The organism is Vibrio sp. SCSIO 43086 (genome assembly GCF_051132235.1).
GTDB lineage: Bacteria > Pseudomonadota > Gammaproteobacteria > Enterobacterales > Vibrionaceae > Vibrio > Vibrio diabolicus.
The window spans coordinates 1,150,176-1,166,421 of record NZ_CP072678.1 but is presented as its reverse complement, the minus strand read 5'-3'; the positions used below and the strand labels follow the sequence as shown (position 1 = coordinate 1,166,421).

General features: G+C 45.6%; 14 protein-coding genes. 7 read left to right on the top strand and 7 right to left on the bottom strand.

What is annotated here, in order from left to right; translation table 11 throughout:
- Positions 1–473: 473 nt before the first annotated feature.
- Entirely contained in the window at positions 474–1,067 is a 594-nt protein-coding gene (locus tag J8Z23_RS21465) for a mechanosensitive ion channel family protein (RefSeq protein ID WP_012842403.1), read from the top strand.
- A 301-nt stretch (positions 1,068–1,368) separates the two neighbouring features.
- Here J8Z23_RS21465 and J8Z23_RS21460 read toward each other — a convergent pair whose 3' ends face one another.
- Positions 1,369–1,707 carry a hypothetical protein gene (locus J8Z23_RS21460; protein ID WP_025627651.1) on the bottom strand — a complete coding sequence of 113 codons (339 nt, stop codon included), beginning with the start codon at positions 1,705–1,707 and terminating at the stop codon, positions 1,369–1,371.
- Positions 1,708–1,937: 230 nt separating this feature from the next.
- Here J8Z23_RS21460 and J8Z23_RS21455 point away from each other — a divergent pair, with 230 nt between their 5' ends.
- Positions 1,938–2,522 (top strand): flavodoxin family protein, encoded by a 585-nt coding sequence (locus tag J8Z23_RS21455; protein WP_006740891.1) that lies wholly within the window; start codon positions 1,938–1,940, stop codon positions 2,520–2,522.
- A 63-nt stretch (positions 2,523–2,585) separates the two neighbouring features.
- Here the strand turns inward: J8Z23_RS21455 and J8Z23_RS21450 are convergent, their stop codons facing one another.
- On the bottom strand, positions 2,586–4,211 hold the full coding sequence (locus tag J8Z23_RS21450; RefSeq protein WP_134646268.1) for an ABC transporter substrate-binding protein: 1,626 nt from the start codon (positions 4,209–4,211) through the stop codon (positions 2,586–2,588).
- Between the two features lie 141 nt (positions 4,212–4,352).
- Here J8Z23_RS21450 and mpaA point away from each other — a divergent pair, with 141 nt between their 5' ends.
- Positions 4,353–5,063 carry a murein tripeptide amidase MpaA gene (gene mpaA, locus J8Z23_RS21445; RefSeq protein WP_434635364.1) on the top strand — a complete coding sequence of 237 codons (711 nt, stop codon included), beginning with the start codon at positions 4,353–4,355 and terminating at the stop codon, positions 5,061–5,063.
- Positions 5,064–5,082: 19 nt separating this feature from the next.
- Here mpaA and J8Z23_RS21440 read toward each other — a convergent pair whose 3' ends face one another.
- The gene (locus J8Z23_RS21440; protein ID WP_025540278.1) at positions 5,083–5,934 is read right to left on the bottom strand and encodes an SIS domain-containing protein; all 852 of its coding nucleotides are present in this window, start codon (positions 5,932–5,934) and stop codon (positions 5,083–5,085) included.
- Positions 5,935–6,176: 242 nt separating this feature from the next.
- Here J8Z23_RS21440 and murQ point away from each other — a divergent pair, with 242 nt between their 5' ends.
- From murQ to J8Z23_RS21425, 3 genes are all read left to right on the top strand, one after another.
- Complete coding sequence (murQ, locus tag J8Z23_RS21435; protein ID WP_188010499.1) at positions 6,177–7,079, top strand: N-acetylmuramic acid 6-phosphate etherase; 903 nt, start codon at positions 6,177–6,179, stop codon at positions 7,077–7,079.
- Positions 7,080–7,107: 28 nt separating this feature from the next.
- Positions 7,108–8,562, top strand: a complete 1,455-nt coding sequence (murP, locus tag J8Z23_RS21430) for a PTS N-acetylmuramic acid transporter subunit IIBC (protein ID WP_005500182.1) — start codon at positions 7,108–7,110, stop codon at positions 8,560–8,562.
- 148 nt (positions 8,563–8,710) lie between these two features.
- Complete coding sequence (locus J8Z23_RS21425; RefSeq protein WP_017447106.1) at positions 8,711–9,766, top strand: porin; 1,056 nt, start codon at positions 8,711–8,713, stop codon at positions 9,764–9,766.
- 89 nt (positions 9,767–9,855) lie between these two features.
- Here the strand turns inward: J8Z23_RS21425 and J8Z23_RS21420 are convergent, their stop codons facing one another.
- Together J8Z23_RS21420 and J8Z23_RS21415 are read right to left on the bottom strand one after the other, a co-directional pair.
- On the bottom strand, positions 9,856–10,521 hold the full coding sequence (locus J8Z23_RS21420) for a peptidase E (protein WP_218752883.1): 666 nt from the start codon (positions 10,519–10,521) through the stop codon (positions 9,856–9,858).
- 22 nt (positions 10,522–10,543) lie between these two features.
- The gene (locus J8Z23_RS21415) at positions 10,544–11,455 is read right to left on the bottom strand and encodes a LysR substrate-binding domain-containing protein (protein WP_434635362.1); all 912 of its coding nucleotides are present in this window, start codon (positions 11,453–11,455) and stop codon (positions 10,544–10,546) included.
- 88 nt (positions 11,456–11,543) lie between these two features.
- Here J8Z23_RS21415 and catC point away from each other — a divergent pair, with 88 nt between their 5' ends.
- Positions 11,544–12,203 (top strand): type C chloramphenicol O-acetyltransferase, encoded by a 660-nt coding sequence (gene catC / locus J8Z23_RS21410; RefSeq protein ID WP_434635361.1) that lies wholly within the window; start codon positions 11,544–11,546, stop codon positions 12,201–12,203.
- A 54-nt stretch (positions 12,204–12,257) separates the two neighbouring features.
- On the opposite strand, the gene J8Z23_RS21405 is transcribed toward catC, so the two are convergent.
- Positions 12,258–13,937 (bottom strand): FapA family protein, encoded by a 1,680-nt coding sequence (locus tag J8Z23_RS21405; RefSeq protein WP_434635360.1) that lies wholly within the window; start codon positions 13,935–13,937, stop codon positions 12,258–12,260.
- A gap of 251 nt (positions 13,938–14,188) precedes the next feature.
- Entirely contained in the window at positions 14,189–16,216 is a 2,028-nt protein-coding gene (locus J8Z23_RS21400; protein WP_434635359.1) for a tRNA(Met) cytidine acetyltransferase TmcA, read from the bottom strand.
- Between the last annotated feature and the right edge of the window lie 30 nt (positions 16,217–16,246).

Sequence of the window (16,246 nt, the reverse complement as noted above, 5' to 3'; positions counted from 1 at the left end):
GACTCATGTTTAACGGGGCTTATTTTATTGAGAATCCAAGATAGTTAAGCTCTTCAAGCGCTATCCAAACGAGCACTAGCCCCACAATCACTACCAACATCATAATCGCCTTTTCATCTTCTTCCATTTGATAGATATCCTAGCAAGCCATTTCACTCAACACGTCTTAGGTTATCAGGACAAAAATCATATTCAGCACGTTTATACGCTCCTATCCTCATACAATACCGGATATGAGATACAGCTCAAATATTAAACACTTTAAAACCGCATCAACTGTGGTTGAATATATGCGGTGAGCGCAAACAGAAGCAAAGCTCTGCACACTATTGATAAAACTCTACAACTCTCCGTAGGTTCTAGGGCGAAATTCCTAGGTAGAGAGACGAAAAATGGAGAGAGAAAATTTGTGATTACTTACATCAGAAAATCAGCTATAACAGCGGTTTTCTTAATATCGTCGAGTTGAAGAAATGAATGATTGGATCCATCTAGATCAAGTGAGCCAGTATTTCACCGCTGGCTCTCTCGGGTACAAAGTCTTAATGGGCATTATTGTCCTGATTGCTTATCGCATTCTGAAGAGAATCGTCAATCGAGCCATTTTAAACTTAGCGACCTCAAAAGGTGTAAAAAAGGCCCGCCTGAGTTTTATTCAGCGTTGTTTTAACGTCGTGCTTTTATTTTTAACCGCGTCTGTTTTTGCCATTATCACCGGTATTGGCTATGGTGATGTGTCATTGTTCCTATCGTCCATTTTCGCCGTATTGGGTGTAGCGTTTATCGCGCAATGGTCAATTCTGAGCAACATCACTGCCAGCTTTTTGATCTTTTTTGTCTTCCCATACCGAGTGGGCGATCGCATTAAAGTCGTAGACAAAGACGAAGACATCAGCGGCGAGATTCAAGAAATCAGTATGTTTCACGTGTTAATTAAGCACGATAACGGTAACTTGATCACTTACCCAAACAACCAGATTTTGCAAAAAGCGGTACTAAAGCTGGCGAAAAACAAGCCAGAGCCAAGTAAAGCAAAATCTCGGATTTATACTCGCAGAAAGAAATAACCCACTAAAAAGCCGATGTAGATACATCGGCTTTTTAATATCACTTGGTAGTCACAAATAACCCAAAGTTAATGGAGAACAACAGTGAAGAGACAAAACGTATAAACTGAAAGGTCACCGCTGTATTCTTTCATGATAAACACATGACACATCGCCGAAACCAAAAGCGCCACTTTAACCAAAGTAAGCTTCTTCTTTACGAACCTTAAATAAATACAAAAAATAGAGATGGTGCAAGCAAAGAAAAAATCGTCACTAGTTCCATCTTCCTTAAAATACAAGGACATGGTTTTAGTTAAGCTTATATTTTTAGCTTCATTATGAGCCACCCACTAATATTTAGCGAGATAAGGGCAGAAAAGAGGTAAAAAACAAGACTGACCGAAACAAAAAGTAGTGCATGCACTTTTTCTTCTAAGCTCTCTGGATGAACATTCATATCCACATCAAACACCCCCCCTATAAAGTGTGCAAATGCCGTGGAAAAGGCTGTAGAAAGGCCTCCTACCATAATGATAATAATCCCTCGCCTTAAGAAACGATGAAATGTACTTTTCCCGCCTTGGATCAGGTCTGAGTTTACATATTTTAATCTATTTTTCCGCCTATTAATCATCACTAGTATCGGTACCTTTATCATTGTTTCCAAGAGAGTTTTCTACATCTTTAAGGTCTTCCTTTAACGCTTTTATACACGACATTCGCCATCATTGCATTCACTGTAGTTATGCCGTCGACTTATCCTATAAGAAAGCTCTTTAGATACCAATTCGTACTTTATCTATCTCAAATCTCTTCTTGACCTCAACTTATCTTGAGGTTTTAGCCTTATTCGCACGATTCAAAATCAACAATACAAAAGGAACCATAGTGTCCAAAATTGCGATTATTTATTTCTCTAAAACCGACGTTACTGGCCAACTTGCTCGCACGATTGCTGCAGGCGTTGAACAACAAGGCATTAAGCAGCAAGGTGAATGTGAAATCCTCTCTCACCGAATTGAAGGCAGTGAGATTATTGAGGGACGTTTTGTGAACCCTCACTTAATGGATGAGCTTGCTGAGTGTGATGCGATTATCTTTGGCTCACCGACCTACATGGGCGGTGTAGCAGCGCAGTTTAAAGCATTTGCAGATGCAAGCAGTGAATCTTGGTATTACCAAAAATGGGCGGGCAAAATCGCGGCTGGCTTTACCAGTGGTGGAGCAATGAATGGCGACCAATCTTGCACATTACAATATCTACAAACGCTCGCTAACCAACACGGCATGATGTGGGTCGGGTTGGATAAGATCAGCAATTCTGGGGAGCAAAACCTGAATCGTTATGGTGTACAAGGTGGTATTGTTGCACAAGGTGGTGAAGGTGGTCAGTTGCATGCCTCTGATGTTGCAACGGCGGAGTATCTTGGCAAACGAATCGCAATGCTAGTGGACAAGCTCTCCGCTCGCTAACAATAAAAAGAAGCCCCGTAAGACACATCTTCGGGGCTTCGTATTTATCGCTTGTTTTGAGCGCTACTTCTTGATGTAGAGATCTTTCGAGTAGATGCGCCCTTCTACGTTATTCTTTGCAAAGCCACCCACGGTTGGACGAACCAAACGTGCTTGCATGTAGTAATAGATTGGCGCGATAGGCATATCTGTCGCCAGCAACTGTTCAGCTTGGTCGTAAAATCCTTGGCGCGCTTTCTCATCGGTTGCAGCCAGTGCACTGTTCATCGCGTTGTCGTACGCTGCATTGCTGTAACGTGCAAAGTTACCCGAAGAACCTGAGCGAAGTAAGCTCAGGAAAGTAGACGCTTCATTGTAATCACCACACCAGGAAGCGCGCATCACATCGAAATTGCCTTGTTTACGCGCCACTAAGTACGACTTCCACTCTTGGTTTTCTAACTCCACGTTTGCACCGAGATTTTTTTGTAGCATCGACGCTATCGCAACCGCGATCGATTTGTTTGCCTCACTGGTGTTGTACAGCAATTTAAAATCGAGCGGCTTGTCTTGGCTGTAACCCGCTTCTTTTAACAACTGACGCGCTTTCTCGTCACGTTGTTGCTGACTCCACTTACTGTATTCAGGCGGCGTCGCATCAAACCCTGCGGTGTACTGATGCGCAAAAGTATAAGCAGGAAGGTTGCCCACTTGCGTGACACCATTTGTAATCACATCGCGCATGATGGAGTACGACACCGCTTGACGCACTCGCACATCATCAAATGGCGGACGAGTGGTATTGAACGCGTAGTAATACGTGCACAACAATGGCACCACCGTGTAAGCCTGCTTGTAATCTTGTTTAAGCTTCTGCGCCATATGAGTCGGCACATCTGACGTGATATCCAACTCTCCTGCCGCATAACGATTGATCGACGCGTTTTGGTTTTCAAACGGAATGTAAGTCACTCTGTTTAGATGCGTATCTGCGCTGTCCCAGTAACTTGGACTCTTAACCAGTTCAATGCGCTCATTCACGACCCACTTATCCAATGTGAATGCACCGTTGCTAACAAATTGGTCTGGATCGCTCCACGGCTTGTCGCGGTTTTCCACTGTCGCTTGATGCACTGGCATCATGGACGTGTGCCCAGTCATAGCAACAAAGTACGGCACTTGACTGTCCAACTCAAAACGTAGGGTGTATTTATCCACTGCCTTGATACCGAGATCGTCCAAAGGCTTTTTGCCCTCTGCTACATCGGTGATGTTTTTGATCTTGGTGAGTTTGAGATACCAAACATTTGGAGAAGCGGTTTTCGGATCCACCGCTCGGCGCAGTGAATAGACAAAATCATCCGCTGTCACAGGCTCGCCATTCGACCATTTCGCGTCTTTGCGCAAGTGAAAAGTAAAGGTTTGGTTGTCGTTGGTTTCCCATGATTCTGCCACACCGGGAATGATGTTTCCGTCACGATCTTGAATCACAAGCCCTTCAAATAAGTCACGAATCACATGCATTTCTGGCAGACCTTCGGCTTTCGCTGGGTCAAGCGTCGCCGCCTCTGCGTCATTCGCACGTACTAAATGCTGTTCTGCGGCAAGTTGAATGCCTTTAGGTAAGGTCTCCGCAGCAACCGATGTAGCAAGAAAAGGGGTGAATAAAGAGGAAATCAGCAACGCCGTTGAATGTTTTTTAAAATCCATATCGTTTTTCGTTCTCCTAACGCGTCTTGTGAAGCAAGTGCCACAATTAACATTTCAACCGTTGACGAGTTTAAACGGTTCGGTTTAGCTAGGTTTAATTAGCTTAGATATTGATACTACTTCATCAATCAGGAGATTACGGTGAGTCTAATTCCAAGAACGGAAAGAGCGGCATTTTTAATTCGGCCAACAATATACGGTCAATCCGTGCTTGGTGCGCCATTACTGTATTTTCCGGCACAAGTCGAAAGTGCTTCGCGAGGTTTGATTTTAGCAGGCACTCACGGGGATGAGACGGCCTCGATTGCAGGTTTGTCCTGCGCGCTAAGAAGCTTGCCTGCTGAAAACTTACGACATGATGTGATTCTGTCACTGAATCCGGACGGCAACCAGCTAGGCACACGCGCAAATGCAAACCAAGTGGACCTCAATCGCGCGTTTCCAACCCAAAATTGGACTGAGCATGGCACAGTGTATCGATGGAGTTCTCACACACCCGTTCGAGACGTAAAAGTGAAAACTGGCACTAAAAACCAGCTAGAGCCAGAAGTTAGCGCATTAATTAACTTGATTGAACTGCGCAAGCCAAAGTTTGTGGTGTCGTTTCATGAACCGCTTGCGTTTGTAGATGATCCCAAACATTCCAACCTTGCCAAATGGCTCGGCGAGCAGTTTCAGCTGCCAATCGTGGACGATGTCGACTACGAAACACCCGGCTCATTCGGCACTTGGTGTAGTGAACGTGATTTACCTTGCATCACGTTGGAGTTACCGGCAATTTCTGCCGATCTCACCATTGAAAAGCATCTATCCGCTTTTATTGCTTTACTGATGCACGATCCGGATCTTTAGTTCGCTGTTGGTTAAGCGCTCATGTGAGGATCTGCTTGATATCGGTACTGATATCGCTGATCAACTGACGTGCACTTTCGTCTCTTTGCTGAACCAAGATGATAAACAGCAAATCGGTGATCACGTTTTGCGCGGTACGCGAAGCAATGGATGAGCTGCGATGTTCCGTTTCATTTGCAATCGTATCAAACGTAACATCGGCAATACCGCGCAAGCGACTTCTCCCAGGAGCAGATAACGCAATCACCTTCGCGCCCTGCTCTTTTGCCGCTTCTGCCGCGACGAGAATTTCTTTGCGTTCGCCCGAATACGAAATCGCTATCTGCACATCTTCTGAAGAGAGGGTACGAGCAACAGCAATCTGCACGTGGCTGTCTTGTTCGGAAAGCGCCGTAATACCGAGTTTAAGCAGTTTAAAGCTTAAATCCTTCGCGGTCAGGGCTGAGCCCCCAATCCCGACCACTTGCACTCGACGCGCTTCGCTCAACCATTTCACCGCTTGGTGACAAGCTTCATAAGACAGCGCATTGGTGGTTTGAAACATAGCATCTGTTTTTGCTTTCACCAGTTTCTGCGAAATAACCGCGATGGGATCATCTGCCAAAATATCACTGTGCAACGGTGTCGACTGCATCGCATGCTTACGGCCAATCTCTTCATTCAGAGCTAACTTAAACTCGCTGTAGCCTTTAAAGCCAATACGCTGAGTAAATTTCACAATGCTCGATTGACTCACTTTTACTTGCGCCGCAAGTTCTTGGCTGGTGAGCTGCGCCGCCTTTTCTGCGTTTTCAACAATCCAATCGCCGACCAAACGACCACTTTGCGAAAGCTGAGTACGCCTCGCGACTATCTTATTGATAACTGACACAACAAAAACCTCAAAAAATTTAAATAAATTATTCCAAAACAAAAATAATTGGAGTTTGATTTAACCCCATGATTATTCTAACCAAGCCAGTTTATACCGGATGTAATGGACGTATATTTTCTCTCATTATTCCAAATTTCTCCTGCACAAAGAATAACCTCAAGTGTGATTTTTATCACCAAAACAGAATATTTTATTCCATAGAATCGCCCTCAGATTGAACATTACGAAGAGTGTAAAACATGAAAATTGATTTAAGCCGATTGGTGACAGAAAGCCGTAATCCAGCCAGTGCAGAGATTGATACGCTTTCGACCATCGAGATGCTGCAAGTCATTAATGAAGAGGATCAAAAAGTCGCGCTCGCGGTCAAAGCAGTGCTACCACAAATTGCAAAGACGGTTGATGCAATTACTCAAGCGTTCGCCAATGGTGGCCGTTTGGTTTACATGGGAGCTGGCACATCAGGACGCTTAGGGATTCTTGATGCGAGCGAGTGTCCTCCTACCTACGGCACGCATCCAGACATGGTGATTGGCTTAATTGCTGGTGGACACCAAGCGATTTTGAAAGCGGTAGAAAACGCAGAAGACGACGTGAAAATGGGTCAAGACGACTTAAAAGCGCTTCACCTCACCAAACATGACGTGGTTGTAGGCATAGCTGCAAGTGGCCGCACGCCTTATGTGCTAGGTGGTTTGGAGTACGCCAAATCCATCGGAGCTACGACCGCATCTATCGCCTGTAATCCAGAATGTGCCATGGCAAAAGCGGCCGACATCGCGATTCTGCCGATTGTTGGCGCAGAGGTCGTTACTGGATCTTCTCGCATGAAAGCCGGCACCGCACAAAAACTGGTGTTAAACATGCTCACGACAGGCGCAATGATTCGTAGCGGTAAGGTATTTGGTAACTTAATGGTGGATGTAGAGGCCACTAACGCCAAGCTCATCCAACGCCAAACCAACATTGTTGTAGAAGCAACTGGCGCATCAAAAGAAGAAGCAGAGCGAGCATTAAATGCCTGCGCTCGCCACTGCAAAACTGCCATCTTAATGATTTTGGCCGATTTGGATGCCGAACAAGCCAAATCACGCCTCGCCGCGCACAACGGTTTTATTCGCGCAGCACTAAATAATAACTAAATAATCCGAGTTCTGAAGGATAGACCCTATGGCAAAAATAACTTCAAACACAGTATCGCAGTTGCTGTCCGCAGTGGGTGGCAGCAGCAACGTAAGCAAATGTGGTAACTGTATGACGCGTTTGCGTTTATCGCTCGCCAACAATGGCTTGGCTGACCAGTCTGTTATCAAGCAAATTCCCGGCGTAATGGGTGTGGTGGAAAGCGATGAGCAGTTTCAGATCATTCTCGGTCCCGGAAAAGCTCAACAAGCGGCTGAGATGATGAATCAATTGATCGACAGCTTAACCTCTGGTGACAGTGAAGAACCAGATATGCCGCAACAAGATCTTTCTGCCGTCGCTGCCGAGCAAAAAAAGCAGATGAAGAGCAAACAAACCAGTGCGGTTCAGCGTTTTTTAAGCAAGTTTGCCACCATCTTTACGCCGTTGATCCCTGGTTTTATTGCCGCTGGTTTGTTGCTAGGTTTTGCGACGTTATTGGAACAGATGTTTGTTCTCGACCAGACACCAAGCCAGTTTATGTTGGATTTGATCGCCTACATGAAAGTCTTTGGTAAGGGTCTGTTTGCTTTCTTAAGTATTCTGATTGGTTACAACGCGCAGCAAGCGTTTGGCGGCTCTGGTGTTAATGGTGCCATTCTCGCCTCTTTGTTTGTGCTGGGTTACAACCCAGAGGCTACATCCGGCATTTATTCTGGCATGAACGAGTTTTTCGGCTTTGCGATTGATCCGCGCGGCAACATTATCGGCGTACTTTTGGCGGCGATCATCGGTGCGCAAGTCGAGCGTAAGGTTCGTCAATACATGCCAGATGATCTGGACATGATCTTAACGTCCGTTATCACTCTGTTGATCATGGGTGCGGTAACCTTCTTGATCATCATGCCAATCGGCGGCGAGCTGTTTAAAGGGATGTCTTGGTTGTTCCTCAACTTGAACGATAACCCATTAGGCGCTGCAATCTTGGCAGGTTTGTTCTTAATTTCTGTGGTATTTGGCATCCACCAGGGTTTTGTTCCAGTGTACTTTGCATTGATGGAAGCACAGGGCTTTAACTCGCTATTCCCTATCCTGGCGATGGCTGGTGGCGGTCAGGTTGGCGCGTCAATGGCGCTGTATTTCAAAGCCAAAAAAGACGCTCTACTGCGCACTCAAGTTAAAGGCGCTATTATTCCTGGCCTTCTAGGCATTGGCGAACCATTGATTTACGGCGTGACATTACCACGCGTAAAACCATTCGTTACCGCTTGTATTGGCGGCGCTGCGGGCGGCTTCTTTATCGGTTTAGTTTCTTACCTTGGCTTACCAGTTGGTCTTAATACGGTGTTTGGCCCGTCCGGTATCGTGGCGATTCCTCTCATGACATCAGAAAATGGCATCTTCCCGGGCATGATGGTGTTTGTTGCTGGCCTGCTTATCTCTTACATCGTCGGCTTCCTCGCGACTTACTTCTTTGGCTGCAAAGACGTCGATTTAAGCTAAATCATTCTTCCCCTATAGGAATGGACTAGCTCGCGCCCTTGGCAAACAAGGGCGCACCCTCTCTCTACTTCACGACAATTTTTCTTATTCCGTTACTCGGAAGGGGCTTTGTCGTACCTAAAACAATAGAAATGAAAGGTCGTTAATCATGAAAAAGCACATTTTGACTCTACTTCTCCCTACATTGATGGCATCAAACGCAATGGCAGCACAGCTGTATCAAGCGGAAGATGGGTCAGTTTTAAATATTTACTCTCGTCTTGGTTTCAATGTCACCAGTAAAAATGATGAGCACGGCGATGCAAATGGCGAGTTTGATGGCCGTATTGGTTTAAACGGTTCACAAACCATCAACGAGTACGCGTCGATCATCGGCCAAGCGCAATACCAAGTGGGTGCCGCTGAATACGCAAACCAAGTAAACGACAAACCGTCTCTGACCGCACGTTATGTATGGGCGGGTATTGATGCGAAAGATTATGGTCGCATTACTGGTGGTCGCGTGGCTTCTGGGTTGATTATGTTTACCGATATTGGTGATGTGTTCGCCTCTTCCGATGTTTCTATGGCGCGCCAAGCGAATAAAGTAGACAAAACCGCGACGCAAGTTTTCCGTCAAGATGGCACGCTGCAATATCAAAACAGCCTAGGTAATTTCGACTTTTCTGTCGCGTACATTTTAGGAAATAACACTTCTGAGCTCGACTACGGTTACAACGCTGCACTGCGTTATACCCTAGACATGGGGAATTTGGGTACCTTGGCACCAGTGGTGGCGATGCAGAAAAATAAAGGTGATGCACGTGAAAGCAACGACACCGATTACACATTCTGGGGCGCAGGTACACGTTACTACCTAGGAGATTTGATGTTGGGTGCGTTGTACTCGGAAGATGAACTAGAGGGTTATTACTCACAAACCAGTACCGACAAAGTGATGGAACTAACGGCGGTTTACAGTGTAAATGACAAATGGGTACTGCGTGCTGGTTATCGTTCTTTAGAAAACAGTGATGGTGACGAGCTAGAGCTGAAAGATACAACGCTAGAAGTGCAATACAAACTGACGCCTCGTTCTTCTATCTACACAAACTACGTTGATCGTAACGGCTCGCGTGGCTACAGCAATGGACAAGAAGTCTCGTTTGGCGGTGCGCACGCAGACGAAAGCTACTACCACTTAGGTCTGCGTTACGAGCTGTAAGCACGATACTTAATGTAAGTTAGCTGAATCCATGAGCTTCTTCTATGTCCGGTCAGTAGTTATTGCCTTTAATGCTGATTTGAAGAAGCTCACCCTCGCAATATGTTTTCTTCGTTACCTGTTTTGACCAACACGCCTGCATCAGGAAAGCTGGTGACAGTAGCTAACAATTTTCCATCTACAAAGTGCAATGCCGCATAATCGTGAATGCCATAACAAGTGATGCTCGGTTGAGAACGAGCAAAGGCTTGGAAAACCTCAAACTTCTCACCTACATGGGAAAAATGCGCCGCAGCCAAACCGTCAATTAATCCAAGACAACGCATAACTTGGTATGCTTCGGGATCACTGTCTGTCACCGCAAACTCAAACCAACAAATTGCACCAGCGCTCATGCCACAAATGATGATGCCTTGTTCATAGCACTGCTTGAGTATTCTATCGATTCCCCATTCGCGCCAAATGGCCAACATCGAACGCGTATTACCGCCACCGACGTAAATGATGTCTTGTTCAAATAGCGTTTCTTTCCAACCAGCTTCAAACTTAAACAGCGGAAAATGGGTCACGTTTTCACTAAGCTTCGCATCGTAAAAACGTTCAATAACTTCATCAGCGTCTCCCGTGGCTGTCGGTAGAAAACAAATGTTTGGATTCTCCTTACCAGACAAAGACAAAATGTATTGATCGAGCGGACTCGGATGCTCTCCCATCATCCAGCCACCACCACCAATCGCAATACAGTGTTTTCGCATTCCTTTACTTCCTCAATTGTCGCTATTCGCCGACAGAGTATATGTTCCTAAAGTGATCAATGAACGCTCGCGTTCTTCTTGGTAAGTGCTCACGTTTTGGGTAAAGCAGATAAAGCGGCAAAATCGCATCCGTTTGCCATTCTGGCAGCAAACTCACGAGTTGTTCTTTTTGTGCAGGGTCGAGTTTAGCCAGTGCAAATTCATCTAACATGGCAACACCACAGCCAGCCAAAGTAGCATCCAACATGGACTGGACAAGATTAAAACTCAGCGTACTTTCTAACTCAATGCTGCACTGCTGCTGAGTTTGCTTATGCGTAAACGTCCATTTATCTAACACCAAGTCGCGACTTTTATAAAGGATGTGCTCCAAGTCGCCAAGCTCCTCTGGCGTACTTACATTTGGTTTATCAGCTAAATACGAGCGATGAGCGATTGGTTTACAGTGTAAAGTGCGTAGCTGATGGCCGACGTATCCCTCTGGAGGATTATCGGTAAAGTAGAATGCGATATCAAACCCAGCCTCAATCAAGTCGAGAGGTGTCTCTGTGAAGATCACTTCGACGCTCACTTGTGGATGTTGCAATCGAAACTCGATCAATGTTTGGCTGAGTAACGCGGCTCCGAAAGAAGCAGACGCCGCTATTCTCAATTTTCCCGATACGATCTCGTTTGCCATGACTTGCTCATTGATCTGCTCAGCGCCTTCGAGCAGTTGCTTTACCTGCTGATAAAACCGCAAACCATCGTAGGTCAAATTAAACTGGCGCGTAGTTCGCTGAATAAGCTGCACCGACAATATGTCTTCAAGCTGTTTAAGTTGCCGACTTACATGCGCATTCGAACAATTCAGGCGCTTTGCTGCGCCAGCAATACTTCGCTCCTCGCACAAAGCGACGTAAAGTGGTACGTAGCTGAGCCATTTTATTTCCATACAGTAATTCTGAATCTCTAAAATCAAACTACTGGAAATAATAGAAAGCCTCTAAACTCTGTACAACCTAAATTTGAAAGGATGAGTTATGAGTGTTTTCGACACGTGGTTAAAAGGTCAAGTCATTAAAGATCACATCACTAATCCCAATATCATCGTTGGCGATTACAGCTATTACTCGGGCTTCTATCATCAAAAAAGCTTCGAAGAGCAAGCAGTACGCTACTTGTTGGGTGACCCCGTCACACTTCAAGAATGGCAAAGTAGAGAACCCGATAGCATCGACAAATTAATCATTGGCAAGTTTTGTTCCATCGCTTCTGGAGCCACCTTTATGATGGCAGGAAATCAAGGTCATCGCATTGACTGGATTTCGACCTTCCCCTTCTCTCCTGAAGAATTTGGAGAAGGCGTACAAGACGGTTTCGAGCGTGCCGGAGACACGGTGGTGGGGAACGATATTTGGATTGGCAGCGAGGCGATGATCATGCCCGGATTAAACATCGGCGATGGAGCCGTCATCGGAGCACGCGCCATAGTGACGAAAGACGTGCAACCTTATTCGGTGGTGGTTGGAAACAACCAAGTCGTACGTCAACGATTTAGCGATAAAGAGATTGAAACTCTACTCAATATCCAATGGTGGAACTGGCCAATAGAACACATTAAACAAGCAATGAAAGTAATGTGTAGCAACCAAGTCGGTGCGCTTGCGGACTACTATCAAGAGCACATTGTCGATTTGTAGATAAAAAAGCCCACACATCTTGTTGCGACGTGTGGGCTCAGTGAGTAAGAAAGCTTAAACCGCAGCGACGTCCTCTTCTTCCAAGTTCGCCGAGACTTTAATTTCGTATTGATTGAAACGGAACGAACAACCGCCATGAGTGCGCTTTGTCGTTACTTGCTCATCGCCAAACTGCACCGTCACGCGAGTGAAGACACGCTCTTTGGCTTCGACAATATTTTCTTCTAACGCGACTTCAAAGTCATGTTCCGTTTGTTCTAGCTTTTGCTTTATCGCTTCAAGCTGCTCGTTGTTTTGTGTTTTCATCACATCAATCTGAGCTTGTTCTTCGTCGGTACGTTCGGCTTTAGGACGTTTCTTAAATTCGAGCTCTTTACGAATCACATCCATCGTTCCTTCTTGAGCACGTTTGTATTGATCTTTGAGCTCTGCTAATCGCTCCTTAAATGCAGAATATCGCGCGAACGCTTCTACCTTAGTGGCGGTGTCGCCTTCTACGCCCAATTGTAAACACACCACTTTGTCACCGACTTTTGCATCTCCGCCGCTGAGCGTGCCGTTCCTACCGTTCGCATCCAGCACCGTCAGATTGCGCCCACAAACAATATCGTTATTCATGCTGTGCACCGCCAACTCAATATCTTCTCCGGCTTGCAAATCACAATATTGGGCGTAGCTGGCACGAATCGAACCTTTGGCTTTGACGTGACAACTCTTTGGCTGGCCATCACTCACGGTGTGGCCAATGATACCTTTACCAACTTGAATGTCGTCTTGCGCTTGTACGTCAGCCGATTCAATGAAGCCGCCTACAGTAATAGAGCCCGTCGCTTTAACAATCATTCCGGATTCAATGTTGCCACCGATAATCACATTCCCTTTGAATTTCACGTGACCTGTATTCACGCCAACGCTATTGAGACAGAGTGCGTTATCAACTTCAATGGTTTTGTCTTTAATCAGAGGCGTACCGGACACCGATGCGATCAATAGGTTTGGGTCGTGCTTGCTTATCTCGGTGCCCTTGCCTGGCTTCATTGGGCTGTCTTTCCCGGCTTGTGGAGGAATCACTCGCCCTTGAACAGTAAAACCTGGCGTACCTTTGGTCGCAGGCGTGCGGCGCATCACCTCATCGCCTACGTCAACCGCGATAGTTTCACCGAGGTTACGTAAATCAATTTTGTCGCTAGCAGATTGGCCGTCTTTGGGTTTGAGGATGCGTTTGGTGATGTCTTTAACGAGAGGAGTAAAAAGAGCGTCTTTGCCTTTGATAGGTTGCTTACCAACCGCTACAGGTTGAGAAAAAGTTTCGCCAGGTTTGAGCTGAGTGCTGACAACCAACACTTTCTTCAAAGCCAGTTTGTTGATGCCTTTCGAAACTCGCGCTTGAGCAAGAGCTTGAACAATCTCGGGGCCACGTAAACCTCGGCCTCCGTACGCACCGACAACGTTCATACTGGCGAGCATGTCATTATTCGACAATTCGACCTCAACTTGTGCGTTGCGTTTTTCTGCAATGACGATGCCTTCGTAAGCTTCGGCTTTACGTTCTTTGGCGCAGTTAATGAATCTAACGACTTCCCCCTCTACAACAAACAGCTTTTCTGCGTTCATTGCGACGAGCTGCTCGTTTAATTCATTTTGATTTAGCTCACCACCGAGGTCCACTTCTCCCGGAAGACGGGCTATCACCTTGGTCTTATCTTCAGATAACTCAAGACACAGCTTCCACATACCCTTACCACTTTGCTTCCCATCAACACTTTCAGTCTACCCAAATCCGTTTTCTGAACAAACCTCGCATTTCTTATTATAAGGCTCACGTCACTAAAGAAAGTAATCCATCAATAACGGTTAAACAGATATTAAGAGAGCATTTCGATTTAACCTAAAGCTCAATCAAAATACACACTGAAATAAAAAGGAGCTGGATTTACAGTGTAAAATCAGCTCCTAATAATTTCATTTACAGTGTAAATCTCACCTTATTGTTTACAGTGTAAATCGTTCCAAATGTGCTTTACTTCGTCCCTTAGCTGCTGCTCAACTTGCTTTCTTCCAGGTAGCCCAAATTGCTGAGCACATTCAGTCCAACTACGGTTAAGAAAAAGCCTACTGATCATCAAGTCGGAAACGAAATTTAATCCAAAATGAAGTAACCACTGCTGAAGCCAGATAGACACGGACTCATAACTGTTACCACCATCAGCATAACATTCAATTAGTAATAGCTTGGCGGGATGAAGTGGACTCATGCCCAAAGGTTGCGGTAATAGAGATCGAAAAATAGAGGCTTCCAATTTTGGATAGACGTCAGCCACATTGTTAGACAACATTTCTTCAAATAGCACCTGAGATTGGTCGACCCAAGCCGTCTGTTGGGAATCACAAGGTTTGACCATTAAGACTGAATAACAACCGCTAGCAGCATCGCGCATTGACCCTAAGCGAATTGTACGGAAGTTCGATTGTCGCCAAAAATGGACCAATTCTTCAGTCGCACCGAAACTCGTGGATAAGTAAGCAATGTGTTTAGCAGCCATTTGCTCAAGTTTCTGCAGCATTTTTTGACCGATGCCTCTTCCTTGCAATGCCGGATTAACAGCAATTCTCATGACTCGCAGCGTCGATAACTTCGCGACATTCGGAAATCCTAGGTGGTTTGCAATCGTAACTGGGGCTAAGTGTCCTTTAGGACGACGCTTACCAAGCTGAATTTCTTCAACCAATTCGGCGTCAAGCCCACCCTCTTCGACCGCTAATATTACCCCCACAACCACATTATCTTGCTTAGCAAAATAGAGCTGACTGTTGTCGTCTTGCAAAAGGTGAATCAAATCATTCGGCGAGGTCTGATAATGAGCATTAACCAAAAGAGCGAAGCACTCACGTAGCAAACTAGGCTGCGATATCAAATCGTTCTTATCGGCTTTAGAAAGGGGAATTGAGTCGACCTGGTTAAGTTGATGGTGCGTTAATTCCGCATCCAACAAAAACGCGTCATAGAGCCATGATTCGAGCGCATCATTCATGCTCCAGCGGATGGGCTGTGTCATGTGCCATGTTTTCATTCCCGAACGCTGTTTCTGAAGCCAATCAACAAATTTAATCGTAAAGCCCCGGCCACAACCTTCATAACCGTGAATAGTCGTAGAAAAAACGAGTCGATGATAATGTTCGGTAATGCTTTTAAGCATAGGAACTGGAATTGCAGCCGCTTCATCGACAAGTAACAAATCACATTCAGGTCGGCTCGATAGAAGTTCGTCAGGAGCAATGAATTGAATGGCTCCCTGCCCTGATTCTAATCTGTCCTTCCTAATACGCTGCGCATTAGGAAGTAACCGCAAAGCATGTTGGTAAACAGGCTCAACAGCTTTTATAGATGGTGCCGTAATTAAGATTCTAAGTGGCTTCTGCTGTAATAAGTTCGCACACGCAATGCCGAGGGCACTTGTTTTTCCGCGCCCACGATCAGCGGTCAAAACTAACGGTCGCTTTCGATGTCCAGTTACCACCTTTTCAATTAGAGAAATGGCATGTTCTTGTTCCGTGTAGTGGCTTTCTTTTTCTGCTTGCTTGATGTCTGGAGCCGTTGGCAATGCTTTGTCTTGCTCAATAACAACGAGCTTCTCCCATTGTTTGTGCATCCATTGCTGAGCAAAATTCGTAGGTTGTCGCGACTCAGTAATGACAATAAGAAGACCACCGCCAACCAATGAACCAAGCGCGGCGGTAAAGCTATTTGCGTCAAAACCATTTCGAGCATCAAACAATAGAACGTCACACTCTCTGCCTAACAACATGTGCCCTTGTTTAGGCGAAACACTGTATGCGTTTTCCAAACCAAAATCGCCGACACAAAACCAACGTTGATACATCTGTGTTTTATGGAACTCTGACACCAACGCATCTTGCCAAGAAGACTCGCCTTGAATGACGATGCCGAATCTTTGGAAAGATTGGTGAGCTTGTTGTTGAAGTGATGAAAGGAAATCAGATTGTGTCTGCATTTTGTCTATCCAACGTTGAACTGACGCAAT